This is a genomic window from Leifsonia sp. NPDC058230, assembly GCF_042882245.1.
Taxonomy (GTDB): Bacteria; Actinomycetota; Actinomycetes; order Actinomycetales; family Microbacteriaceae; genus Leifsonia.
The window spans coordinates 83766-108716 of sequence record NZ_JBHVWM010000001.1 but is presented as its reverse complement, the minus strand read 5'-3'; the positions used below and the strand labels follow the sequence as shown (position 1 = coordinate 108716).

24 protein-coding genes are annotated in these 24951 nt (G+C 67.9%); 11 read left to right on the top strand and 13 right to left on the bottom strand.

Annotation, left to right across the window (positions count from 1 at the left end; all coding sequences use genetic code 11):
• Positions 1-115 precede the first annotated feature (115 nt).
• Both ACFVV0_RS00535 and ACFVV0_RS00530 read left to right on the top strand, forming a co-directional pair.
• A complete protein-coding gene (locus ACFVV0_RS00535; RefSeq protein ID WP_387056986.1) occupies positions 116-2644 on the top strand; it encodes a LuxR C-terminal-related transcriptional regulator in 2529 nt (842 codons plus the stop codon).
• Between the two features lie 327 nt (positions 2645-2971).
• A complete protein-coding gene (locus ACFVV0_RS00530; RefSeq protein WP_387056984.1) occupies positions 2972-4480 on the top strand; it encodes an Ig-like domain-containing protein in 1509 nt (502 codons plus the stop codon).
• 28 nt (positions 4481-4508) lie between these two features.
• Here ACFVV0_RS00530 and ACFVV0_RS00525 read toward each other — a convergent pair whose 3' ends face one another.
• The 5 genes from ACFVV0_RS00525 to ACFVV0_RS00505 are packed head-to-tail and all read right to left on the bottom strand — an operon-like array spanning position 4509 to position 10559.
• Positions 4509-5498: an NAD-dependent epimerase/dehydratase family protein gene (locus ACFVV0_RS00525; RefSeq protein WP_387056982.1), complete on the bottom strand. Its 990-nt coding sequence runs from the start codon at positions 5496-5498 to the stop codon at positions 4509-4511.
• A complete protein-coding gene (locus tag ACFVV0_RS00520) occupies positions 5489-7402 on the bottom strand; it encodes a glycoside hydrolase family 127 protein (protein ID WP_387056980.1) in 1914 nt (637 codons plus the stop codon). The genes ACFVV0_RS00525 and ACFVV0_RS00520 overlap by 10 nt, the downstream gene beginning before the upstream one ends.
• 14 nt (positions 7403-7416) lie before the next feature.
• Complete coding sequence (locus ACFVV0_RS00515; protein WP_387056978.1) at positions 7417-8304, bottom strand: carbohydrate ABC transporter permease; 888 nt, start codon at positions 8302-8304, stop codon at positions 7417-7419.
• Positions 8304-9242: a carbohydrate ABC transporter permease gene (locus tag ACFVV0_RS00510; RefSeq protein WP_387056976.1), complete on the bottom strand. Its 939-nt coding sequence runs from the start codon at positions 9240-9242 to the stop codon at positions 8304-8306. The genes ACFVV0_RS00515 and ACFVV0_RS00510 overlap by 1 nt, the downstream gene beginning before the upstream one ends.
• 18 nt (positions 9243-9260) lie before the next feature.
• A complete protein-coding gene (locus ACFVV0_RS00505; RefSeq protein WP_387056974.1) occupies positions 9261-10559 on the bottom strand; it encodes an extracellular solute-binding protein in 1299 nt (432 codons plus the stop codon).
• Between the two features lie 165 nt (positions 10560-10724).
• Between ACFVV0_RS00505 and ACFVV0_RS00500 the strand changes: the two genes are divergently transcribed.
• Positions 10725-11753 (top strand): LacI family DNA-binding transcriptional regulator, encoded by a 1029-nt coding sequence (locus ACFVV0_RS00500; protein ID WP_387056972.1) that lies wholly within the window; start codon positions 10725-10727, stop codon positions 11751-11753.
• Between the two features lie 29 nt (positions 11754-11782).
• Here the strand turns inward: ACFVV0_RS00500 and ACFVV0_RS00495 are convergent, their stop codons facing one another.
• The 6 genes from ACFVV0_RS00495 to ACFVV0_RS00470 all read right to left on the bottom strand — a co-directional run bounded on the left by ACFVV0_RS00495 (position 11783) and on the right by ACFVV0_RS00470 (position 16739).
• Positions 11783-12073, bottom strand: a complete 291-nt coding sequence (locus ACFVV0_RS00495) for an antibiotic biosynthesis monooxygenase family protein (RefSeq protein ID WP_387056970.1) — start codon at positions 12071-12073, stop codon at positions 11783-11785.
• Positions 12074-12111: 38 nt separating this feature from the next.
• Positions 12112-12744 (bottom strand): response regulator, encoded by a 633-nt coding sequence (locus ACFVV0_RS00490; RefSeq protein WP_387056968.1) that lies wholly within the window; start codon positions 12742-12744, stop codon positions 12112-12114.
• Positions 12741-13949 carry a sensor histidine kinase gene (locus ACFVV0_RS00485; protein WP_387056966.1) on the bottom strand — a complete coding sequence of 403 codons (1209 nt, stop codon included), beginning with the start codon at positions 13947-13949 and terminating at the stop codon, positions 12741-12743. The genes ACFVV0_RS00490 and ACFVV0_RS00485 overlap by 4 nt, the downstream gene beginning before the upstream one ends.
• Before the next feature lie 10 nt (positions 13950-13959).
• Positions 13960-14343: a hypothetical protein gene (locus tag ACFVV0_RS00480; protein WP_387056964.1), complete on the bottom strand. Its 384-nt coding sequence runs from the start codon at positions 14341-14343 to the stop codon at positions 13960-13962.
• 87 nt (positions 14344-14430) lie between these two features.
• Complete coding sequence (locus ACFVV0_RS00475) at positions 14431-16284, bottom strand: glycoside hydrolase family 15 protein (protein ID WP_387056962.1); 1854 nt, start codon at positions 16282-16284, stop codon at positions 14431-14433.
• A 53-nt stretch (positions 16285-16337) separates the two neighbouring features.
• The gene (locus ACFVV0_RS00470) at positions 16338-16739 is read right to left on the bottom strand and encodes a hypothetical protein (protein ID WP_387056960.1); all 402 of its coding nucleotides are present in this window, start codon (positions 16737-16739) and stop codon (positions 16338-16340) included.
• Between the two features lie 175 nt (positions 16740-16914).
• Here ACFVV0_RS00470 and ACFVV0_RS00465 point away from each other — a divergent pair, with 175 nt between their 5' ends.
• Positions 16915-17802, top strand: a complete 888-nt coding sequence (locus tag ACFVV0_RS00465; RefSeq protein ID WP_387056958.1) for an aldo/keto reductase — start codon at positions 16915-16917, stop codon at positions 17800-17802.
• A gap of 26 nt (positions 17803-17828) precedes the next feature.
• Complete coding sequence (locus tag ACFVV0_RS00460) at positions 17829-18851, top strand: aldo/keto reductase (protein WP_387056956.1); 1023 nt, start codon at positions 17829-17831, stop codon at positions 18849-18851.
• A gap of 10 nt (positions 18852-18861) precedes the next feature.
• Here ACFVV0_RS00460 and ACFVV0_RS00455 read toward each other — a convergent pair whose 3' ends face one another.
• On the bottom strand, positions 18862-19365 hold the full coding sequence (locus ACFVV0_RS00455; RefSeq protein ID WP_387056954.1) for a hypothetical protein: 504 nt from the start codon (positions 19363-19365) through the stop codon (positions 18862-18864).
• Between the two features lie 77 nt (positions 19366-19442).
• Between ACFVV0_RS00455 and ACFVV0_RS00450 the strand changes: the two genes are divergently transcribed.
• From ACFVV0_RS00450 to ACFVV0_RS00425, 6 genes are all read left to right on the top strand, one after another.
• Positions 19443-19901, top strand: a complete 459-nt coding sequence (locus ACFVV0_RS00450; RefSeq protein ID WP_387056952.1) for a MarR family winged helix-turn-helix transcriptional regulator — start codon at positions 19443-19445, stop codon at positions 19899-19901.
• Positions 19898-20608, top strand: a complete 711-nt coding sequence (locus ACFVV0_RS00445; RefSeq protein WP_387056950.1) for a hypothetical protein — start codon at positions 19898-19900, stop codon at positions 20606-20608. The genes ACFVV0_RS00450 and ACFVV0_RS00445 overlap by 4 nt, the downstream gene beginning before the upstream one ends.
• Positions 20609-20683: 75 nt before the next feature.
• The gene (locus ACFVV0_RS00440) at positions 20684-21277 is read left to right on the top strand and encodes an N-acetyltransferase (protein WP_387056948.1); all 594 of its coding nucleotides are present in this window, start codon (positions 20684-20686) and stop codon (positions 21275-21277) included.
• A gap of 57 nt (positions 21278-21334) precedes the next feature.
• Entirely contained in the window at positions 21335-21934 is a 600-nt protein-coding gene (locus tag ACFVV0_RS00435) for a dihydrofolate reductase family protein (protein WP_387056946.1), read from the top strand.
• Positions 21935-22057: 123 nt separating this feature from the next.
• Positions 22058-22582, top strand: coding sequence for a hypothetical protein (locus ACFVV0_RS00430; RefSeq protein WP_387056944.1), 525 nt, complete (start codon positions 22058-22060; stop codon positions 22580-22582).
• Positions 22582-23517, top strand: coding sequence for an HAD family hydrolase (locus ACFVV0_RS00425; RefSeq protein ID WP_387056942.1), 936 nt, complete (start codon positions 22582-22584; stop codon positions 23515-23517). Before ACFVV0_RS00430 ends, ACFVV0_RS00425 begins: the two co-directional genes overlap by 1 nt.
• Here the strand turns inward: ACFVV0_RS00425 and ACFVV0_RS00420 are convergent.
• Positions 23462-24934, bottom strand: coding sequence for a PLP-dependent aminotransferase family protein (locus ACFVV0_RS00420; RefSeq protein WP_387056940.1), 1473 nt, complete (start codon positions 24932-24934; stop codon positions 23462-23464). The two genes, ACFVV0_RS00425 and ACFVV0_RS00420, sit on opposite strands and share 56 nt — an antisense overlap.
• Between the last annotated feature and the right edge of the window lie 17 nt (positions 24935-24951).

The following is a 24951-nucleotide window of genomic DNA, read 5'->3' as shown; positions in this document are numbered from 1 at the left end:
TCCGAGAAGCCCGCGCCCGAAATCTCACCTCACTTCTCACCCGACACGGTTGGGCAGAACGCGGTGTCTGCCCCTCGTGTCGTGGCAGTCTGGAAGGAGCTGGGTGGAAGGGAACATGAGACGAGTGATGGTGGCTGCACAGCCGCCCTTGCCGCTGCACCTCATCCGCAACCGCACGCTCGAGGATCGACTGCAGTATCTCGCCGAGTCCCGTCCGGTCATCTGGATCTCCGCTCCGCCGCGGAGCGGGAAGCGCACGGCCGTCAATTCGTGGCTCCAGAATCGCAATGCCTCCGTCCGCTGGCACCACCGTCGTGGGGAGCCGGTTCTCGACTCGGTTCTCGGTGAGATCTCCGCACTGGCGGGCCAGGACGAGCCCCTCGTGCTCGTGGTCGAGTCGTCCGCTCCGGTCTCGGGCTCGGACGTGCTCGAGCTGGATGATGTCGTGTCGCGGCATCCCCAGCTCCGTGTCGTCGTCGTCGACGATCAGGCCGACGGCGCGGCGTCGAACGACGATGGCCGGCTGCCCGAGCTGACGACGTCCGACGTGGCATTGACCGTGCCGGCGATCGAGGCAGCGGCGGTCGGCCTCGGCGTGCACGTGCCGGGACCGATCATGGGCGCGCTGACTGGGCGATTCGCGGGCAACCCGCCGCTCGTCGCGTCTGTGATGACGGACCGGCTGGAGACGCCACTGCACACAGCCCGGGAGAGCTTGAACCTCGCCCACGCCGGCGAACTCGTCGTGCTGGCGAGGGAGCTGCTGCACGATCGGGCCGACGACCTCTTGGCGCTGCTCGCCCTGGTCGGCGCGGTGCCGGAACGCGTCATCGTCGAACTGGCCGGTTCGGAGGAGATCGCTCACGTCCTCCGGGCGATGTGGCGCCGCGGGCTGCTGGAGATCGAGGACGAGGCCGGCACCCACGACGCGCAGTACCGGCTGCCCCGGGCCGTCAGTGAGTTGATCCGCGCGCTGACTTTGCCGCGCTACCTCGAGAAGCGGACGCAGCTGCACCGCATCGCCGCCCGCGTCTTCATCCTCAAGGACGAGCTCGCCCGTGCTGTCGGCCACCTCGCTCTGGCCGGCGACTCCGGAGCGGCCGTGGAGCTCTTCTGCGAGCACTGGGATCGCCCTGTGGGCCGGGGCGCCTGGGACGAGGCGCTGACGGCATTCGACACCCTCGACGCGGTCGAGGTCATGAAGGACATCGTCGCTGTCTCCGCCGGCTGCATCGTCGGCTCGGTCAGCGGCAGTCCGACGATGGCGCAGTTCGAGGCGCGGATCCGCACAGTCAAAGAATCAGAGCTCGAATCGCTGAACCTGCGGCAGCAGACGACCGTCCGCATCGCGCAGGCCCTTCTTCTCATGAGGGCCGGTCGCACGCGAGCTGCGCAGAGCCTGGTGACGGATGCCCTCGCAACCTATGAGCGCAGAGCGGTGGCAGAACGTCTCGAACTGCGCGGCGTCTACCTCGAACTGGTTCTCGCCGCGGCCCGGACCGCTCTTCTCCGGGGCGCGCTCCGTCAGTGCGTGACCCTGTACACGGAGGCGGTCGTTCTCGCCGAACACGAGGATGCTCCCGCCGGGCTCTACCGCGCGCTCTGTGGCAAAGCGCTCGCGCTGTCTCTGAGCGCCGAGTTCGATACGAGCCAGGCGCTCATCGATCGTGCGAAGCAGCTGCGCGCCGACCACGCGGAGGTTGCGCACCTCTCGTCGGCCGAGCTCATGTGGTCTCAGGGGATCATCTGGCTGCACAGTGGTTCCGCGCGCGAGCTGCGAGCCGCGATCGACGACATCGCCGTGAGGGACTCGCCGGAGGATTCGCTGACGTGGGTCGGCAGCCTCCTCGAGGCGCGCACCCTTCTGGCGAGGGGCAACAGCGTCGAGGCGGCGAGTGCGCTCAGGTCATGGTTGGCTTCGGTGCGATCCGCACCGCGTGACGTGCCGTTGCTCCGAGAGGCCGCGATCGTGAGCCTGGGCATGGCCCTCGTGATGTCGAACCAGGCTGGAGCCGCCCTGCAGGTGGTCGAGGCTGAATCGACCAACGAGAGCCACACGCCCTGCCTGGCTCGCGTACGGCCGTACGCGCTGATCCTGCAGGGTCTGCCGCGGGATGCGCTCGATGCTACCGACGAATGCGTCGCTCTGGGGCATGAGCACTCCCTGCTCTCCCTCACGTACGTCTACATCGCGCGTGCCCTGGCGTACGAAGCCCTGGACCTTCCGTCGTCCGCCGAGGACGCCCTGCTCTCCGCCCTGGGTCTCACGGTCAGTGCCGGGACCCACATCGACATGCGAACCTGTCTCGGCGACAACCTCTGGGACGTTCTCGCGCGAGCCCGGCTGAAATCCCCCGACCTGGTCCGTCGCGCGGAGCGGCTGTTCGACGGCTCACCAGCGCAGGAGGGCAGCAGCTCACCGCGTTTGGCGCGTCTGACGCAGAGGGAGCGTGACGTGCTGGAACGACTGGCCGGGCCCGACACCATCTCCGTAATCGCCGCCGCGATGTTTCTGAGCGACAACACCGTCAAGACGCACGTCAAGAACCTCTACGCGAAGTTGGGCGTCGTCTCGCGGCAAGAGGCCGTCGACCTCGCCGTGAGCTGGGGAACGCATGTGGGCGATCGGCGGTCTGGCGGCTAGCAGCGGGTGGGGTGAACCCGCGGGTGAGAACGGCAAGGAACCGGGCTTTCCGGTCCGTTCGCCGGGTTAGCTTGCAATGTCCTGACTCCCGGATCCTGGATCCGTTCGACAGGTTCATCCCCGTTGCCGGCGGTTCGGGTCCGCCTGCGACGCGCTGTGGAGGCTCAGGGTCTCCGCGGTGAACGGCGGGGTCCAGCAGGAGCCACCGATCTGGACCCCGCTCAACCCGCCCATCCGCCACCCTGTCGCGACACCTGGAGTCCCACTATGCGAACACTGCCGCGAAGAACCGCACGACGATCCGCATTGATCATTGTGGGGGCACTCGTGACAGGTATCGCGGGGCTGGGAGCAGTCCCGGCCGACGCCGTCCCTGCTCCGCCTACCGAGTACGTAACCGCAGCGAGTGTTTCGACGGGGGCCACGACCCCGTGGTACGCCGACCCCACGGGACAGGGTTCCTACGGATTCGCCGGAGCTCCGGACAGCACGCAGGCGCTGCACCTGACTGCACCGACCGGTGCGGACGGCATCCGGGTGCTGAAGCGCATCGCCGACGCGACCGACGTGAGCTCCCTCCTCGCCGGAGCGAGCTACACGTACCAAGGCACAGACGTGAATTTCCAGCTGGAGCTGTTCTTCACCCCGGCGGACTCCAACTACGGCCCGGAAGCCGCGGACCCGGCGAATCGGTGCACGCCGGCCATCGCCAACGGAGTCGTGAAGCCCGGGCAGTGCTACACGGTGATCAAATGGGAGCCGCTCTCCGACGCGGCAGCGTGGAAGACCGTCGACCTCACGGCTGACACCGCGGCGAACAGCGCGACCGGAACGGCGGGCTGGTTGAACACGAACCGGATCGGCCAGTACGCGAAGCCGGGTCCCCGGATCGGGAACACGCTGAGCGAATACCTCGCGGAGATGAAGAGCTACACGGTCGTCGGGGCCGGCATCGCCCTCGGCTCGGGCGCGGTGGACGGGTCCGGCTGGGTCAGAGATGCCGCCATCGGCGGCGTCGACTACCGGTTCTCGAACCCTCCGGCCGTCGCGACGACGACAGTGTTGCAGGCTCCCGCGGCCGTCGTCGCCGGATCGTCGGCACAGCTCAGCGCATCCGTCTCGCCGTCGGATGCCGTCGGCGCGGTCACATTCTTCGACGGCACCACCGAACTGGGACACAGCCCGGTCGCAGCCGGGACCTCCACGCTCACCGTGTCGGGACTCGCAGAGGGCGCACACGCGCTGCACGCCGAGTTCGTGCCGACCGACGCATCCGCTTTCGTCGCTTCGACATCTGCCGTGACCACGCTGCAGGTCAACGTCGAACAGGCCCCGGCCGCCCCACCGGCGGCGAGCGACGCGGCCCTCGACCAGCTCATCCAGAACGAGCATCTGGACGTCGCGGCCACGACGGCGAGTTTCGTCTCCGACGGCGGTAACGCTCCGGACGCCGTCGACGCCGGACTGCCCTTCTCGGGCGAACTGCCGTGGGCGTCCCCAGCCGACAGCTTCGTGGATGTGTACGCGTACTCGACACCGGTCTTCCTCGGAACGTTCCCCGTCGTGAACGGCAACGTCCAGCTCAGCGGAGTCGACCTGTCCGCCCTCGCGACGGGCGCTCACCATCTCGTCTTCGTCGGTCAGACGAGCAACACGACGGCCGCGATGGCGCTGACGGTCACGACGGCCGCGGCTTCGGCAGCCCTGAGCGGACCCGGCGTGGAGCTGCTTGCGAAGACGGGCCTGGACTCCGAACCATTGCTTCTGCTCGCGGTGCTCATGGTGCTCCTCGGGGCGGCAGCGCTCTGGATCGGCCGCCGGATGGCGACACGATAGTCCTCGGCGGCTGCTCAGCAGACGCGGGTCAGCGGCTCGATGAGGCCCTGAGCTCCCGCCCGTCGACGTCGACCCGCCCGTCGGCGATCAGCCACTGCAGTGCTTCGGCGACGGCGTCGAGTGAGGTGTACCGGGGCGCGTAGCCGAGCAGGCGCTGCGCCTTCTCGATGCTGATCGAGGGGCTCCGCGAGATGTGCTCCCAGGTCGCCTGCGCATGCTGGGGAGCAGTCGACTGGGCGAAACGCTCGAAGGGCTCGAATCGCAGATCCGCCTCGCTGCCGAACCAGCCGGCGACAGCCGTGGCGTAGCCGCGCAGGGTGAGCGCCCGGTCGGACACGAGATGGAAGCCCTCGCCGACAGAAGCGCCCGGGTTGTCGAGAGCGAGCTGGAATCCTTGCGCGACGTCGTCGGCGTGCACGTGGTGCACGGTCTCCAGTCCGAAGTTCGGAAGCACGACCTCCTCCCCGCGCGCGAGTCGGCTCCAGACCTCGAGGTCGAGGTTGCCCGCCGGGTTGATCATGTCCCAGCCGGGCCCGGTGATGTGTCCCGGATGCAGCACGGTGGAGGGCAGGCCTCCCGGCCTCCGCGCCTCGGCCAGCAGGAACTCCTCGATCTCGTGCTTGCCGACCCCGTAGTCACCGAACGGCTGCCGTGCTTCGTCTTCCGCGAGCGGTACGGCGGTCGCAGGTCCGTGGATCCAGATCGTCCCGCAGCTGAGCAGGAGCTGCACCCGGCCCCGCAGGGCATCGACGAGCTGCTCGGCGGAGGACTTGGTGAAGCAGACCATATCGATCACGGCGTCTGCGTTCAGGTCGGCGATCCGGCCGGCGAACGTGCCGTCCGCATCCCCGCGCTCGCGATCGAGCTGAACCCGTTCGACAGCGTCCCATGCGGAATCCGGATGGTAGGGCTCGCTCAGACCGCGACTGACGGCGACGACCTGATGGCCGGCCCGAACCAACCGTGGAACGAGGTAGCCGCCGACATGGCCCGTGGCCCCGATCACTACTATGCGCATGGCATCCACACTCTCATCGTCGCAGGTCCGCGATTCGCGCGGTAATGGTACGGGGTGAGCGCGACCTCGAGCGCGCCGTCGTCGACCGGCCGGTCGGGTCCGCCCACGTACGGCCAGTCGCGTGACTCGAACCCGACGGCGCGGGCGGTGACCACAGTTCGACCGTCCCGGATGCGCGGCTCGCTCGCGCTCTCGATCCGCAGCTCGTTCACGCTCATCCCCTCGGGCAGGTCGACCGATTCGACGCACAGTACGAGGGGACCGGACTCCACGGCGACGCTTTCGCGCACCGCGTCGATCCGCGGGTCGGGGTACGTGAAACGCGGGGAGACATCGAGCCGCAGTTCGACCGTGTCGCCGACGGCGAAGCGGCGTCGAACCGTCGCGGTGCCGGGTGCGACGTCGGTCGGCTCCTCGCCGTTGACCACGAGCCGAGCACCGGTCCGCGCCCATCCGGGCACCCGGATCGCGAGCTCCCATTCGGCGTCGACGCTCTCGGTCACCGTGATGCGCACGGTGCCGTCGAGCGGGTATTCGCTCTCGACACGCACGGCCACCGCGCCATCCGGTACCTCACCGCGGATCTCGCTCGTCGCGAACTGGTGGATCTGCAGCCCGTCGGGGGAGGTGGTCGCGATGTACGTTCCCAGCGAGGCGAAGGTGCGCGCCACGTTGGTGGGACAGCACGAGACCTCGAACCAGGGGGCCCGCAGACTGGACGACGCCCGGGGGCTCTGCTCGTCCGCGGGCGGGGTCGCACCGGGAACACGCTGGTGCAGGGTGTTCGTGTAGAAGAAGGATGTGCCCTCCGCTCCGGGGGAGCCGGCGACCACGTTGTACAGGGTGCGCTCGATCACGTCGGCGTAGCGCGAGTCGCCGGTCGCCAGCAGCAGGCGGAAGTTGACCATCACCGATCCGACACCCGCGCAGCTCTCCGAATACGAACGGTCCGGCGGCAGCTCGAAGTCGAGTCCGAACGACTCGCCCTCGTGGTGGGCGCCCATGCCGCCGGTGATGTAGGTGCGCTTCGCGACCGTGTTGGCCACCTGGCGTTCGAGCGCCTCGAGGAGATCGTGGTCGTGGGTCTCGACGGCGAGGTCGATGCCGCCGGCCGCCAGGTACAGAGCACGCACGGCGTGGCCGCTCATGACCTCCGTCTCGCGCAGCGGCGTCTCGTCCTGGAAGTACTGCCGGCCGAATTCGATGTCGGCGAGCGTGTGGTGGCCGCGCCGCTCGATGAAGAGGCGGGCCTGCTCGAGGTATTTCTCGTCTCCGGTGTACCGGGAGAACTCGGCCAGGGCCACCTCGATCTCGGGATGCCCGCAGACACGCTCGATCCCGCCGATCCCGAAGGTGTCCACCACGTGGTCGGCGGCGCGGGTGGCGATCTCGACGAGGAGGTCGGGGCCGGTCGTTCGACCGCGGGCGATGGCGGCCTGGATGAGGTGACCGTAGCAGTACAGCTCGTGGCCCCATTCGAGGTCGGTATAGCGCGGCGCCTGCCCGGGGCGACCGAAGAACGTGTTGAGGTATCCGTCGGGTTCCTGCACGGGTGCGATGCGTTCGACGATCGCCTGGAAGCGCTCGTTCATCGCTTCGTCGCCCGCCCGGCCGATCTCCCAGGCCATCGCCTCGAGCAGCTTGTACACGTCGGAGTCGGCGAACTCGCGACCGGTGTGGGCCTGTGGGAGCCTGCCTTCACGTGCGGCGTCGAAGTTGGCGACCCATCCCGCGCGCTCGACCCAGTATTCGCAGTGCTCGATGAGGGCCCGGGCGTTCAGGGCCTGGCGGTCGGCCCAGAACCCGCCGTCGATGCGCACGTCGTCGATGCCGAGCGGGCGCAGAACGCCCTCGGACGGAGCGACGGGTCGTCCGCGATCGAGGCGGAGGGATGTTGAGGTCATGTGGTTCTCCAAGGTCATTTCACCGCGCCGAGGGTGAGACCCTCGCGCAGGAGTCGGTAGGTGCAGGCGAAGAGCACCAGGATCGGAATGGATGTGATGACGGCCAGAGCCATGAGCCCCGGCCAGTTGATGCCGAAGGCCGACACCTGCTGCGCCAGCAGTGCGCTCAACGGGTACTTGCCCGGCGTGAGCAGGAAGTTGACGGCGTAGAGGAACTCGCCCCAGGACAGCAGGAACACGAGGGTCGCCGCGGTCGCGACGCCGTTGCGGGCGACAGGCAGCACGATCGACCGGAACGTGCGCCAGGTGGAGGCGCCGTCGATGGAGGCGGCCTCTTCGAGCGCATCCGGGACCGCGCGGAAGAACGGCCGCATCAGCAGGACGGCGAACGGGATGAGCAGGGCCGTGTCGGCGAGGATCACGCCGAACGTCGAATCGAGCAGTCCCCAGCTTCCGAAGATCTGGAAGAGCGGGATGACGTTCGCCGTCTGCGGGACCATCTGGAGCACGATCAGGAGCCCGAGGCAGATCGTCGTGATCCGGCCGCCGACCCGGGCCAGCCCGTAGCCCGCCGGGATGGCCACCGCGAGCGTCAGGATGGTCGTGCCTGCGGCGATCGTGAACGACTGGCCGAGCGCCTCGAACAGCCCGCCCGACTGGAACACGCTGGTGTACGCATCCAGGGTCGGCGTGAAGAAGAACGCGGCTTTGTCCGAGAGCACGTCTCCGGGGTTCTTGATCGACGTCAGGAGGATCCAGAGCACGGGCACGCCGTAGATGAGGAAGAGGAGGACCCGTGAGAGAACGGCGATCGGCGTGCGCTGGTGGCTGCGGCGGCGGCTGTTCCGGGTCGCCACGCGCGGCTTCGCGATGGTCTGACTCGGTGGTGTGATGGCGGTCATCAGTCCGATTCCTCCTTGCGCACGCTGCGTGCGTAGATGACGGCGAGCACGATCACGAAGAGAACGGCGATGATCGCGGTGGATGACCCGAGTCCGAAGTCGAAGCGGACGAAGGCCTGGAGGTAGCCGAGGAACGGCAGGGTGTTCGTCGTCTTTCCGGGGCCCCCGTATGTCATCACGTAGATGAAGTCGAAGCTGCGGAAGGCGTAGACGATGGTCAGCACGGCGAGCACCAGGGTGGTCGGTCGCACGGCCGCCATCATGATGTGGCGGATCTCCTGCCACGGGCTGGCCCCGTCGAGCTGGGCCGCCTCGTACACCTCGGTGGGGATGCCGAGGATCGCCGCCCGGAAGACCAGCGCATTGAACGGGATGATCGCCCACGAGTTGACGAGCGCCACCGAGAGCAGCGCGAACCGGGTGTCGTAGAGGAACGGGAAGGATTGCGCTCCGAAGAGGTGGAACACGGAATTGAACAGGCCGTTGTCGCCGAGGAGGAACTTCCACACGCTGCCGTTGACCACCGGCGGGAGCGCCCATACGAACACCATCAGGCCGAGCAGGATGGCAGATGCCTTGGTGTTGGCGCGGAGCGCGACAGCGGCCGCGAATCCGCCTCCGAGGCCGAGCACCGTGACGACCACGACGAAGATCGCCGTGTTCACGATGGCGTTCTGGGTGTCCCCCTGCTCCCAGCCGTTGGCGAAGTTCTGCAGGCCGACGAACATCCAGTCGGTGTTCAGTGTCGCCGACGTCACCGCGCTCACGCTCATGCGGATGAGCTGGATCAGGGGGAACGCCGCCAGCACCGCGAGCACGATTCCGGCGGGGACCACGTAGAGGAGGCGTCCGTGGGTCGAACGCCTCCTCCTGCGGGCGGACGGCACCGGCGACGTGGGGACGGCGGAGCGGCGGGATGATTCTTGTGCGGTAGTCATCGTCGGTACCGGTCGTTGCTACTTGGCGCTCAGGAGCTGGTCGAGCGACTGCTTGTACTTGGCGGCGGCATCGGCGGGCGACGACGATCCTCCGAGCACGGAACTCCACGCCTGTCCGCCGGCGAGCTGCTGGTTGGCAACGCTCGCGGCCGGCACCGCGTCGGCGGGGTAGTTGGCGCCCATCGAGGAGATGGATTCGGCGAAGGGCTTGATCAGCGGGTCTCCGGTGACGGCCGAGTCCGAGGCGGTGTCCGCTCGGGCGGGGATGGTCCCGGAGTCCTTCAGCGCGATCAGCTGACCTTCGCTCGAGTAGTAGGTCTCCTGCAGGTACTTCCACGCGAGATCCTGGTTCTTGCTGAACGCGCCGATGCCCTCGCCTTCGCCACCGAGGTAGACCTTGCCCGACTTCCCGAGCGGGAGGGGCACGACGCCGTAGGTGAACTTGGCCGTGGACTTGGCGGTCGCGAGCTGCCAGTTGCCGTTCTCAGCGAACGCGACGTCTCCGGCTGCGAACTTCTGGAAGGGCACCGTCTGGTCCCAGGTGGTGGCTTCCTTGGAGAGGTATCCCTTGTCGACCCAGTCGGCGACGGTCGAGAATCCCGCCGTGAGTGCGCTGGTCGAGGGCTTGGAAAGGTCGAAGCCGGCCGCGGTGAGCCACGGGTACGCCTGCCATTCGCCCTGCGAGTTGGGGAGGCCGGAGAGGGTGATGCCCGACTTGCCGGCAGCCTTGACCTTGGCCAGTGCGCTGTTCAGCTCGTCCATCGTCGTCGGTGGCGTGATGCCCAGCGAGTCGAGGATGTCCTTGTTGTACCAGAGCCCGAGGAGGTTCACGTAGCCCTGAACGGCGTACGTCTTGCCGTTGAGCTTGTGGACGACGGACTCGGGGAACTGGCCCTTGTCGGCGAACGAGGACCACTTGTCGTCGAGCGGAGCGAGCGTGCCCGCAAGCGCGAGGTTGCTGGCGTCGGCGCCGTTGAACACGACGACGTCGGGCCCGGTCTTGGCGCCGGCCGACGCGATGAGCTTCTGGTCCATCTGGTCGTACGGAACGTAGACGTTCTTGACCGTTACGCCCTTGTTGTCCTTCTGGAACAGGTCGGCGTAGTCGGTCATCACCTTCACCTGGTTCGGGTCGCTGAAGTAGTGCCAGACCGTGAGGGTGTTGGAACCGCCCGCGGTGGACGAGCCGCTCCCGGCCGAACAGCCGGAGAGGATGAGGCCCGCGGCCGCCGCGATCGCGCCGGCCATCAGGCCGAATCGGATGCGGGGGCGACTCCTGTTGTGGGTGATCGTGCGTCGTTCTTCGTTGAAATTCATCATTGATCCTTCGTTGGATGTGATTGCACACGCGCCACCGAAACTTACCGAAAACCTTTTCGTGACGAGTTGCCAGCAATTTACCTCAACCAGATCCGATCGTCAACTGCCTATGATGTACTCACTGAAACCGTTTCGGTAACGGTGCTCGGCGGGAGGATCGCTATGGACGAGGTCGACGAAGGTCGCGTGCGCAACCCGACGCTGAAAGATGTCGCCGCTCTGTCGGGCGTGTCCATCGCCACCGCATCGAAGGCTTTGAACAACCGGGGACAGGTGCACCCCGACACCCGAACCCGTGTTCTGGAAGCCGCCCACAAGATCAAATTCCGCCCCAACCCGATGGCCCAAGGTCTGCTGGCGGGACAGACCGGCACCGTCGGAATGCTCACCGACGACCTCATCGGCCGGTTCAGCATCCCGATCCTGACCGGCGCAGAGGATGCGTTCGGCACCGGCCGCATGTCCGTGTTCCTCTGCGATGCCCGCGGCGACTCCATCCGCCTGCAGTATCACCTGCAGGCGCTTCTCGGCCGTCGCGTCGACGGGCTCATCGCCCTGGGCGCCAACACCGATCCTCGACGTTCCCTCGGCCGGGACCTTCCCGTACCGGTCGTCTACGTCTACGGGCCGTCCGACGACCCCCGCGACCTCTCCCTCGTGCCCGACAACGTCGGTGCGGGCGTGCTGGCCGCACAGCATCTGATCTCCACCGGCCGCCGGCGCATCGCCCACGTCACGGGCGAACGCGGCTACGTCGCCGCCCGCGACCGCGCCGCCGGCATCAGCGAAACCCTCCTGGCGGCCGGGCTCGATCTCGTCGCGGGCGATGCGATCTACGGCAGCTGGTCGGAGTCGTGGGGCCGTACCTCGACGCTGGCGCTGCTCGATCAGCATCCGGACCTTGACGGCATCATCTGCGGCAACGACCAGATCGCGCGCGGGGCGCTGGACATCCTTCGCGAGAAGGGGATCAACGTCCCGGTGGATGTCGCCGTCATGGGATTCGACAACTGGGAGACACTCACGACCGAGTCGCGTCCCCAGCTCACCAGTGTGGACATGAACCTCGAAGAACTGGGCCGTCAGGCTGCGCAGCGCCTCTTCGCCGCGATCGACGGGGAGGAGCAGTCGGGCATCGAGTCGCTGCCCTGCCGTCTCGTGGTCCGTGCGTCCACCGCTCTCGAGTCCTGACTCCGATCCGGAGCGGGCTCGGGATGCTCCTAGTCCACCGCGACGAAGTGCTCGACCACCGGGAACGGATCGTAGAAGTGATGCAGCAGCCCGCGCCACTCGGCGTAGCCTGCCGATCCGCGGAACCCCTCGGTGTGATCCTCGATCGTCTCCCACTCGATGAGGAGGAGGTAGCTGCTGGGCGACTCGACCGAGCGGGAGAGGGATACGCTGCGGCATCCGGGCATGGCGGCGACGATCGGCCGCGCCAGGCGGAACGCGGCCTCGAAGTCCTTCTCGCGTCCGGCGACGACAGGGAGCAGCGCGTGTTCCGTGATCATGGAGTCCACTATGGCAGCCGATCCCGGAGCGGCCGGGCTCAGGCGGGCAGCAGACGCTGCCGGAAGGCCTCCGCGACCGCTGCCGCCCGATCGTTGACGCCGAGTTTGGCGTAGATGTTGAGCAGGTGACTCTTCACCGTCGCCTGGCTGATGTAGAGCTTCTCGGCGATCGACTGGTTGGTGTTGCCGTCTGCGACGAGAGACAGCACAGCGAGCTCGCGAGCGGTGAGCGTCTGTGCTGCCGGTGCACGAGTGCCCCCGAGGAGGCGGCCCGCCACGGCGGGGGCGAGAACGGTCTGGCCTCGGGCGGCGGCGCGCACGGCCCCGAGCAGGTCTCCGCGCACCGCATCCTTGAGCAGGAATCCGATCGCACCGGCCTCGAGCGCGGGCAGGACGTCGGCGTCGGTGTCGTAGGTGGTGAGCACGATCACGCGTGCCGCGCTCCCGATCGCCCTCAGCTGCGCGATCGCCTGGAGCCCGTCCATCCGGGGCATGCGGAGGTCCATGAGCACGACGTCGGCGCGTAGGTTCTGCGCGAGCTCCACGGCCTCGTAACCGTCGGCCGCCTCGCCGACGACGAGGAATTCGGGATCCGACGCGAACATCCCGGCGAGGCCGTCTCGGACGACGGGATGGTCGTCGGCGATGACGAGGCGGATGGGCGCGGTCATCGCACCATCGCCCGCGACGGGATCGAGACGGAGACCACCGTTCCGCGAGCGGGCTCCGACTCGACGGACACCGTGCCCCCGAGGGCGGCGACCCGCTGCCTCATCGCCAGGAGCCCGAACCCGCCGTCCGCATCGCCGCGTTCGCCTCCGTCGCCGTGGGCCGCGAGGTCGAAGCCGCTACCGTCATCCCGCACGTCGAGGATGACCTGGTCGGGCAGGTACGAGAGTGTCACAACGACGCGCTGCGCCGCGGCGTGCCGGGCGACATTGCTGAGGGCCTCCTGCCCGGCACGGAGCAGCCCGGTCTCCGCGTCGGGATCCAGCGGACGCTGCTCGCCGACGACGGTGGCCTCCACCGCAATGCCGTGCTCGTCCGACCACCGGTGCGCGACGTCGCGCACCGCGTCGGCCATCGAGGTCGACTCGAGAGCGGACGGACGCAGGGCCTGAACCGAGCGGCGGGCCTCCGTCAGGCTCTCGCGCGCGAGCGTCTCCGCCGCCGCGAGATGCCTGCGCTGCTCGCCGATGTTCCCGCCGGACTGGTCGGCCGCCTGAAGCTGGGTGACGATCCCGACCAATCCCTGCGCCAGCGTGTCGTGGATCTCTCGCGCCATGCGCTGACGCTCCTCCAGGATGCCCGCCTCACGCGCCTGCTCGACGAGCTGTTCGTGAAGCCGGGAGTTCTCCTCCAGCGCCTGCCGACGCTGCTCGCTGACGGCGCCGCTGCTCCAGTGGATCCAGGTGAACACACACAGCGCGATGACGTTGATCCCGATGATCGCCGCGTAGGTCACCAGGCCGCCGGCGGTGTCCTTCGGGACGCCCGACGCCTGCGCGGTCGCAGCGAGGACGGCGAACGCCGCGACCGCGAGCATCCGCCACGCCCACGGCACGACCGCGAACGAGTAGATGTATCCCACGATCGCGAGCGCGCCGAACCACGGCTCCCGAGCCACGAGAACGGTGACGATCGCGAAGACGACGACCACGAAGACGGCCATGGCGACCGGATGCGCGTGCCAGCCGGGATGCAGGGTGAACACTCCGAGCATCCACACCCCCAGCAGTGCGAGCAGGGCGAGGTCCACCGCGACGTCCGTGCCGGAGCCGCGCCCGTCGACGACGGCGAAGATCGCGACGATCGCGAGCACCAGGTACGGGCCGATCGAGACGACCAGGCGAGGCCAGCGCTCTGTGCGACCCATCCGGCCCTCCTCAGGGGTGTGTGCGGCGAAACACGAGCGCCGCCACGCCGATGAGGAGGACCCCGCACAGAACCTGCTCCAACCGCATCCACAGCGGGATCAGTCCGGGAATCGACACGATCACGGCGATGGCGACGATCATGACCGCCGCCACGATACGCCATCGCAGCAGGGCGCGCCTATGACCTCTGACCGCTTGATTGGCGAACACGAGCATGAGGATCGAGGTCGCCGCGACGATCGTCCCCCGGATCCACGCGGCCGGACCGGCGAGATCCGGGGCGACGGCCTGCAGCACGGCGATGGCGGCCACGGTCGCGATGCTGAGTGCCGCGTACACGCCGACGAGCACGCGGGCGGCCACGAGAGGCGACTGCTGAATGGTGTTTGTCATAGTGCGAGGCTGCCGGACCCCGCGGCGCGACACATCGCCCGGTCGGTTGCGCCCCGCCCAGCCGATCGGCTGAGCTTCGAGAAGCGGTCAGGAACGCCGGCGGGTTCGAGCGGCAGCGTCCTCGAGGCCCTCGTTGAGAATCATGGCGGCGTCGATGAGCGCCAGGTGCGTGAATGCCTGTGGAAAGTTGCCGAGCTGCTCGCCGTTGGGTGCGATCTCCTCGGCGAACAGGCCGAGGTGATTCGCGTAGGTCAGCATCTTCTCGAACGTGAGGCGGGCCTCATCCAATCGGCCGGCCCGCGCGAGTGCGTCCACGTAGTAGAAGGTGCAGAGCGAGAAGGTGCCTTCGGAGCCCTTCAGACCGTCGGGGGATGCGCTCGGGTCGTAGCGATAGACCAGGCTGTCCGAGACGAGCTCGGCTTGGATCGCATCCATGGTGCCCTCCCACATCGGGTCATGCGATGACACGAATCCCACCTGCGGCATCTTCAGCAGCGAGGCGTCGAGGATGGGCTCGCCGAACTGCTGCACGAACGCGTGCCGCTCCTCATTCCAGCCCTTCTCCATGATCTGGTTGTAGATCGCGTCGCGCTCCGTGAGCCAGCGGTCGAGCGGTGCAGGCCGCCCGTGCTTGGCCGCGAGCCGGATCGCACGGTCGAAGGCGACCCAGCACATGAGTCGTCCGTACGTGAACTCCTTGCGCCCGCCCCGCGTCTCCCAGATGCCCTCCTCGGGCTGATCCCAGTTGTCGGCGAGCCAGTCGAGGAGTCTGCAGATGGCGTCCCAGCCCGGCTGGCCGATCTCGACGCCCGCGAGATCAGCGTGGTAGAGGGCATCCATGGCCTCGCCGTAGATGTCGAGTTGCAGCTGGTCTGCCGCGCCGTTCCCGATCCGTACCGGATGCGAACCGCGGTAGCCCTCCCACTCCTCGATGATCTCCTCCGAGAGGTTCGGGTCCCCGTCGATTCGGTACATGATGTTCAGCGGCCCGGTGGTCGTGCCCGCCTGCTCGGCCACCCGATCGCGGAGCCACACGCCGAACGCCGTCGCCTCCTCGAGGAAGCCCATCTTCACCAGTGTGTTGACCGAGAACGACGCATCCCGCACCCAGGTGTAGCGGTAGTCCCAGTTGCGCTCGCCTCCGATCTGTTCCGGCAGACCGGCGGTCGGGGCGGCGACCAGTCCTCCGGTCGGCGCGTACGTCAGCAGCTTCAGGGTGATCGCAGACCTCTGCACTTCTTCGCGCCAGCGGCCCGTGTAGTTGGCCTGGCCCACCCAGTCCTGCCAGAAGTGCGCTGTGTCATCGAACAGGCGGCGGGCGTCGTCCGCCGGAACGGCGCGCGGCGCCTCATCCGTGCCCGTCTCGACGACGACCCCGCGCGTCTGGCCCTCGCTGAGACTGATGGAGACGTGCAGGTCCGCCGCTCCCACCCGCTCGACGATGCCCAGTCTCTCGTCATCGGGATCTCGGATGACGCTCAGGGTGAGGGTGGTGCCGCCGGCGACGAAGGTCGCTCCATCCTCGGCGATGGTCAACTGATGAGGTGTGCGCCCGTAGTCGAACCGGGGGGCCACCTCGATGTCGAACGAGATCGTTCCCCGCACGCAGCGGATCAGCCGGACCAGCCGGTGATCCTCGCTGGGGGTCCCGTTCGCCGTCGGCATGAAGTCGATAAGTTCTCCGACCCCGCCGTCGGACAGGAAACGCGTGACGAGGATGGCCGTATCCGGAAAATACAGTTGCTTCACGTCGAAGGCATCATCGTGTGGGCGGGCACTGAAGTGACCTCCGCGCTCCTCGTCGAGCAGCGAGGCGAAGATGCTCGGCGAGTCGAAGCGCGGGCTGCAGAACCAGTCGATGGTCCCGTCGGTTGCGACGAGCGCTGCGGTCTGAAGGTCGCCGATCAGACCGTGTTCGGCGATCCGGGGGTACGTGCTCATCTCATTTGCCTTCTTGCGGTTGTCGAGCCGGAACCAGTGCTGTCGCGTCGAGGTCAGGCGCCGTTCCGGGCGAAGTAGGACGGCGCCTTCCCGAGGAAGAGCAGGCCGAGGACGACGAGCGAGACGACGATGCTCACGATCGCGCCGACGACCGAGGCGCCGACGAACATCGAGTAGACGTTCGCGGCGATGGAGACCACTTGCACGATGGCGATGACGGTACGGGCCGTGCGATTGCCGCGAAGCAGGATCGACGCGACCGAGACGACGATCAGCCCGATGACGATGAGAAGGATCCCCGTCACCCACGCGCCGCCGACGGACTGCTGCACCTCGCCGACGGAGGCGAACACGACCAGCAGCACGCCGCTGATGAGGTCGAAGAATCCCTTGAGGTACGTGAGCACCCCGACGAGGGTCACACCCCCGGGCCGCTTGGACTCGATGTCGGACATGCGCAACTCCCTCCAACGGACCCGCGCCCACGCCGAGCGGCGACGAACGCCGAGTTGGCTCGACTGTATTGCGGCTCCGCGTCGTGAACGTCACCTCATTGGGATGATCTGCCTCGCGCGAGGGAGGTACTCACACGCCCTCCCATTGCAGCAGGCACGCGGCTAGCGTGGAGACATGGTCACGCAACTCACTCTCAACAACGGCGTCACGATGCCGGCCCTGGGCCTCGGGGTCTTCCAGAGTCCTCCCGAGCTGACCACCGCGGCCGTCGAGACCGCGCTGGCGACCGGATACCGCCTCATCGACACCGCGGCCGCGTACCTCAACGAACGCGAAGTGGGCGAGGGCATCCGGCGGTCGGGTCTGGATCGGTCGGAGGTGTTCATCGAGACGAAGGTCTGGGTGAGCGACTACGGATACGATGAGACGCTCCACGCCTGGGAGAAGGCGACCGGCAAGCTCGGGGTCGACCAGCTGGATCTGCTGATCCTGCATCAGCCGGCGCCTGACCGCTTCGACAAGACGATCGCCGCCTACCGCGCCTTGGAGACCCTTCTCGGCGACGGCAAAGTGCGCGCCATCGGCGTCAGCAACTTCATGCCGCACCACCTGGAGCGGCTGCTCGCGGCGACCGATGTCGTTCCGGCCGTGAATCAGGTCGAGCTGCACCCATACTTCACGCAGCCGGCCGTGCAGTCGACGGATGCGGAGAGCGGCACCCTCACGCAGGCGTGGTCCCCGATCGGCGGCATCACGTTCTACCCCGGCTGGGGTGAGCACCGCCGGAGCGTGATGGACGACCCGACGATCCTCGACATCGCCGGCGCGCACGCCAAGAGTCCCGCCCAGGTGATGCTCCGCTGGCACCTCCAGCAGGGGCGCTCGGCCATCCCGAAGTCGACCAACCCCTCCCGCATCGCCGAGAACTTCGACGTGTTCGACTTCGAGCTCAGCCCGGAGGAGCTCGCCCGTATCGACGCTCTCGACACCGGGGTGCGCAACGGCCCAGACCCGGACGTAGCGCGCGCCGAGCTGTTCGCGATGGTCATCCCCGAAGCCTGAGACAGAGACAGAGAGAAGGATCTCGCATGGACTACCGCCCACTCGGCCGCACCGGAGTCATGGTCAGCCCGTTGTGCCTCGGCGCGATGATGTTCGGCCCGTGGGGCAACGACGATCGTGCCGACTCCACCCGGATCATCCACCGAGCACTCGACGCGGGCATCAATTTCGTCGACACCGCCGACGTCTACTCGGCCGGGGTCTCCGAGGAGATCGTCGGCCAGGCGCTCGAGGGGCGGCGTGACGACGTGTTCCTCGCGACGAAGTTCTTCATGCCGATGAGCGAGGACCCCAACCAGCGCGGGGGCTCCCGCCGTTGGATCATCCGCGAGGTCGAGAATTCGCTGCGCCGGCTGAACACCGACTACATCGACCTGTACCAGGTGCACCGGCCCAGCCTCGACATGGACGTGGAGGAGACCCTCGGGGCGCTCACCGATCTCGTCCGCCAGGGCAAGGTGCGATACATCGGCTCCTCGTCGTACTCCGGATCGCAGATCGTCGAGGCACAATGGGCGTCGCGGCAGCGCAATCTCGAGCGATTCGTGACCGAGCAGCCGCCGTACTCGATTCTGGTGCGGGGCATCGAAGAGGATGTGCTTCCGACGACCCAGCGCCACGGGATGGGCACGCTCACGTATGCGCCCCTCTCCGGCGGCTGGCTGTCGGGCCGGTGGCGCAAGGATTCCCCACCGGCGCCGACGTCTGCGGCCCGCCCGAGCGCACGTTTCGATATGAGCAGTCCCGCGAATCAGCGCAAGCTCGACATCGTCGAGCAGCTCGCCCTGCTCGCCGAACAGGCCGGTCTGACGCTCATCGAACTGGCGATCGCGTTCGTGATCAACCACCCCGGTGTCACGGCGGCGATCGTCGGACCCCGCACGATGGAGCAGCTCGAGTCGTACCTGTCCGCGCCCGACGTCTCGCTCTCGGCCGATGTGCTCGACCGCATCGACGAGCTCGTTGCTCCCGGCGTGACCATCAACCCCGACGACAACAGCTACGGGATGCACGAGCTCACCGCGGTGGCGCTGCGGCGAGGCCGTTAGCGCGCGCTTCTCACGGCTGAGGCAGCGGGGCCGGCACCCCGGCTCCGATTCTCGTCAGCTCGCCCTCGACGACGGTCGACCACTCCGCATCCTCGGTCGGCCGGAACTCCTTCATCCAGCGGTAGCCGTCAGGCACCTCCGCATAGCGGGTTCTGCTGTGCCCACGAGCGGTCGAGCGAACGAGGACCAGTTCTCCTCCGATCCACGATCCTCTGGCCCGCGGGTCCGGCAGGTAGCCGACGGAGTCGAAGGAGTACAGGAAGACGTCACCGGTGGCGGCGTCGAGGGTGAAGATGTTGAGCGCCTCGAAGTCGGGCGCGCCTTCTCGCGACTGCACCTGCTCCTGGATCAGGGCGAGGGCGGTGAGCCGGCCGTCGGCGCGGCCGTGAGCGCGACCAGCCGGCGCCCACGCCGTCTCGTGCATGAGTTCCGGTCCGCCGAATCGGCCGATCAGAAATCCGAGTTGATCGAGCAGGGTCCGCTCTGCTGGTGCGTCCGGGAGCACGTTCGACACGGTGTCGCCTTTCCATTGTTGTCCGGCGCGCGCATGCCGCTTGCGCCGATGATGTGGTCAGTGTCTATTATTGACAGGTGCCTGTCAATAATCCAGATCCGGACGAACTGCTCACGCAGCTCGTCGACGAAGTGTTCAAGACCAGCGGCGCCCTGCTGCAGCAAGGCGATGCGCTCGTGAGCGAACAGGGGCTCACCGCGTCGCGATGGCTCGTGCTCGGCCGCCTTCAGGATGGTCCCACCACGGTTGCCGCCCTCGCCCGCGACCGTGGACTGCGCCGCCAGAGCGTGCAGGAGTCCATGAATCGTCTCGACGAAGACGGCTACGTGACCAGATCGGCCAATCCGGCGGACCTCCGCGCTCCGCTGTGGTCGCTCACCGCCGTCGGGCACGAAGCCCTCGAGAACGTCGAGCCGGCTCGTCAGGCCTGGGCCGACCGGAAGGCCGCCCAGTTCCCCGTCTGGAAGCTCGAGGCCGCGCTCGCGGTCCTCCGTCAGCTGCGACAGGACGACCCGGATGCGGAGACCGGCCGATGACACCCTCCACGAGCCTCCCCTCGCCCGACCGGGTCGACGCGACAGCCGACCGCGGGTTCTCCTTGCCCTCCGCCGCGCCGGCCATCGCCGGATTCGCCTACGTCGTCACGTGGGCTGTCGGGCTGAGCGTCTTCCCCGTCAACCTCGCGCTCGACGCGCCCGCCTCCGAGATCGTCGACGCGTACGCGAAGCAATCGGCCCTGGGCACTCTGCAGTTCGTGCTCGTCGAAGGCCTGGCCGGCATCCTGCTGGCGTTCGTGCTCGCGCTGCTCGCCACCACACAGCAGGCGAGGGGATACGCGCTGAGCCGGTCGGCGCTCGTGTCCGCTGCGGTCGCGGTGATGATCTCGTTGACGCAGTGCGCACTCGGGCTCTCGATGATCGCCGCCTCTCAGCAGCACACGGCGCACACAGCATTCGACCTCTACGGCGCCGTCAATCGATTGGATGGCGTCAAGATGCTCGCTCTGGCGTTCCTGGCCGCATCCCTCGCTCGACACGGGAGCGGTGCCCTCCCACTCATCCTTCGCGTGTGCAGCGTGGCGCTCGCGCTGACGCTCCTCGGCTCGGGGGTCTCCTACCTCCTGCTCTGGAACGCGCTGGCGTGGACGGTCTACGTCTCCGGCCCCGTCCTGCTCCTCTGGGTCGCCGGACTCGGGCTGTGGCTGTCGATCGTGAGGCGCCGGATGCGCCGGGAGCCCGCGTGACCGCTCCCGGCGAACAGGGGCTTGAGGGACGCGCCCGCGGGAGGTAGCCTGACTGGCTGGTCGAAGGAGGCGCGCGTGTCACACATCTATTCGCGCGGTCCCGTTCCCGCCGGGATGACGACCGCAGAGTTCGTCCTCCGTCCGATCGTCGCCGGCGACGCGGAGACCGACCACGCCGCGCTGATGGAGACCCGCGAGCACCTTCGGCTCTGGGAGCAGTCGAGCTGGCCCGAAGACGATTTCACGGTCGAGGCGAACCGAGAAGACCTGGTCGGGCTCGAAGAACGCCATGCCGAACGTCGCGCCTTCACGTACACCGTGCTGGGCCCCGATGGCGCCGAATGCCTGGGCTGCGTCTACATCTTTCCTCCGGGCGCCCCCTTTCTCGCGAAGTCCGCAGTCACTCCCGTCGGCGACGACCAGTGGGCCGACGTCGACGTCGTCGTCTACTTCTGGGCTCGTCGAGCCCGGATGGACACCGGCATGGACGAGCGGCTCCTCGCAGCCCTCCGGGTGTGGTTCGCCGAGGAGTGGATGGTCGACGCAGCCGTCTTCGTCACGAATGAGCAGTTCACCCAACAGGTGGAGCTCATCCGGCGCACCGATCTCGACCTGAAGTTCGAGCTCGTCGAGCCGGGCAAACCGGGGACGTACCTCGTCTTCGGCTGAGCCGGGTGCGAACGGCACCCGGCCGATAGCAGTACACGACCAGTGAGGGATTCCACAATGAGCATCGTCTTCAGCGACCTCTCCGTCTCGGCAGACGGGTTCGCGACCGGACTCGGCCAACGCGAGGAGGCCCCCTTCGGTGACATCGACGAGACGTGGCTCCACGGCTGGATGTTCGACACCCACGAGGAGAACAAGGCCGAAGTCGACGCAATCGTCGATGCAGGCGCCATCATCATGGGCCGCAACATGTTCGGCCCGGTCCGCGGCGAATGGGACCGCGAGTGGCGAGGCTGGTGGGGCCCCAATCCGCCGTTCCACAACCCGGTCTTCGTGCTCACCCACCACCCGCACCGGCCAATCGAGATGGAAGGCGGAACCACCTTCCACTTCATCACCGAAGGGATCGGGGCAGCGCTGGAGTCGGCGCGGGCCGTGGCCGCCGATCGGGACATCTCGATCGCCGGCGGGGCTCGCACGGTCAACCAGTTCCTCGCCGCGGGCCTCCTCGACGAACTGCGACTGCACGTCACGCCGAGCATTCTCGGCGCCGGCGAGCGCATCTTCGACGGGGTGCCCGCGCAGCAGCTCGAGCGGGTGTCGGTTCGGGTCGCCTCCCTCGTCACGCACATCACGTACCGGCCGGTGCGCTCGTGACACCGTTCACCAGTATCCGGTGAGCGCCTTCGGCGATACTCTGTGGCTGAGGCCGACGGCGGCCGGATGGGCGTGGAGAATGACCTGTTTGACGCACGGGCCGTGCACTCGTGAGAGCGCGACATGACGAGTCTGCCGCGGGATCCCGATTCGGCTCGCCGGACGCGCGCCGCCCGGGTCGACTTCATCACCGAGGAATCGGTCTACGGAACGATCCTCGTCAGTGGCATGGTCGTCGCCGTCGGCTCCTATGGCGCGTCTTCCTGGCAGGTCTTCCTCAGCGTCTTCGGCACGGTCGTGGTCTTCTGGGCTGCACACGTCTATGCGGGCACGATCGCGGGGCACGGCGTGTTCGAGGGCGACGACACGACTCTCGGGACGGCGTTCCGGCGTGCCGTGCGGCGGTCGGCCGGCTTTCTCACGTCCGCTCTTCCGCCTTCGATCATCCTGCTCATCGGAGCGCTGGAGATCGTTCCGGACCTGGTCGCGATCTGGGCCGCACTCTGGCTCGGCGTACTCATCCTCGCTATTCTGGGCTACGCAGTGTTCGCCCTTCGCGGCAAGCACTGGACGATCTGCGCTCTCGGTGCGCTGGGAACGGCCGCCTTCGGCTTGGCGATGATCTTCCTGAAGGCGGTGATCCACTGATGACGGACGAACTGCCGTCCTGGCGCACGACGGCCACCCGATCAGCGATCGTCGACTTCGTCGAACGGGTCAGCGGAAACGGACCGGATGCCGTACCGGCGGAGGAACGCGTCGCCGTCTTCGACAACGACGGCACTCTGTGGACCGAGAAGCCGATGCCCACTCAACTGCACTTCCTCGTCGAGCAGTGGGCGGCCGCGGCGAAGGCCGACCCTGCCCTCGCGGACGCGCAGCCGTACAAGGCGGCGGCATCCGGTGACCTGTCGTGGTTGGGCGATGCCGTCGACAAACACTACTCGGGCGACGAATCCGGCCTGAAGGTGTTGATCGCCGGCATCCTCGCGGCGACCTCCGGGCAGAGTGTCGACGAGTACGAGGCATCCGTCGCGGAGTTCTACCGGGTCGCCCGGCATCTCACCCTGGGCCGACCGTACAGCGGTGTCATCTACCAGCCGATGCTCGAGCTGCTCCGCTACCTCGAGGCCCACGGCTTCACCTGCTACATCGTCTCGGGAGGCGATCGCGACTTCATGCGTCCGATGACGGTGGCGAACTATGGCATCCCGCCCGAGCGTGTGATCGGCTCGGCGGTCGGCCTCTCCTACACGGACGACGGCGAGGTGCGGTACGGCTCGTCCTTCTCGTTCATGGACGACGGACCGGAGAAGCCCGTGCGGATCTGGACCAGGATCGGCCGGCGGCCCATCCTCGCCGGCGGAAACTCGAACGGCGACCTGCAGATGCTCCAGTACGTGCAGAAGCATCCGCTCAGTCTCAGCCTGCTCGTGCACCACGACGACGACACCGGTCGCGGGGATGTGCCGTACGACAAAGGTGCGGAGAACGCCCTCGCCGCGGCTTCCGACCCCGCCGGCGGCATCACCGTCGTGAGCGTGAAGGACGATTGGGCCGCTGTCTTCCCGGAGCAGGCATGACGCTGCACAGCAGGTCGAGCGCTCCCTCCCAGGCGCTGTCCGAGATGGCCGAGAAATTGACGACGAGCCCGTCGTGAACGGCGGCCGTCGCGTGCAGGGCTTCGTGGCGGAACTCCGCCATTCCGCTGACCATGAGCCCGAGCCGGGCCGCTGCCTGCACCACCGCGGCCTCTGTCCCGCGCGGAAGTTCGATCAGCGCTTGCAGTCCGGCCGCCATGCCCTTCACGCGCACCTCGGGTGAGCTCTGCGCCAGGGCTGAGATCAACTGGTCGCGACGTCGCCGGTAGTTCTGGCGTCGTGAGCGCACGTGACGGTCGAAGGCGCCCGAGGTGACGAACTCGGCGAGGGTCAACTGGTCGAGCACGCTCACCGTTTCGACGCGCCCCTTCGCCGCGAGGATCTCGGGGAGGATGCTCTCCGGAACAACCATCCAGCCCACTCGGAGGGCCGGTGCCAGCGACTTGCTCGCGGTGCCGAAATAGAGCACCCGCTCCGGGTCGAGCCCTTGAAGCGCTCCGACGGGTGTGCGGTCGTAGCGGAACTCGCCGTCGTAGTCGTCCTCGAGGATCAGGCCACCGGACGCGCGGGCCCAGTCACGCACATCCGCGCGCCGCGCCGGGGCCAGGGCGACACCCGTCGGGAACTGGTGTGCGGGCGTCAGCAGCACCGCGTCGGCGCCGAGGTCCTTCAGGTCACCCGTGCGAGCACCGTCGTCATCCACCAGCAGCGGCGGGATGCGCAGCCCCGCATCCGAGAGCAGGGCGCGGTACAGTCCGAGCCCGTACCCTTCGACGGCGACAGTGCGCGCGCCCCGAGCCGTCAGCGCCTGGGCCGTCAGCGCAAGGCCGTGGTGGAAGCCGGAACTGATGACGATCCGTTCCGGCTCGGCTCGCACCCCGCGCACCCGCGAGAGGTAGTCGGACAGAGCGACGCGCAGCTCCATCCGTCCGGCAGGGTCGCCGTAGCCGAAAGCGCTGTATGGTGCAGCAGCCAGCGCGCGGCGGGCAGCGGCGAGCCATTGCTGGCGGGGGAACTCCGCGAACTCCGCTGCGCCGGGCAGCAGGCCCTGCACCGCTTTCCCGGGATGCGCGTCGGCTGCGGGGGCAACCGACGAATCGTCGCGCGGCGGAGCGAGTCGTGCCACCCGGGTGCCGGAGCCCTGCCGGGCGGTGAGCCAACCCTCCGCGACCAATTCGGCATAGCACTCCGTCACCGTACTGCGAGCGATGCCGAGGTCGTCGGCGAGCACCCGGGATGCGGGGAGGCGGGTGCCCGCGGCCAGGCGTCCCGACCGTATCGCGTCCCGGAGCGCGTCGATCAGCCCCGCACGCAGCCGGGGGCGCTTGATCTCGAGGAGGAGATCGAGCCCGGAGCCGGTGCTGGGATCATCCGCGAAAGTGGTCTGCTGATTCGGCATACAAGTGGACCATACTC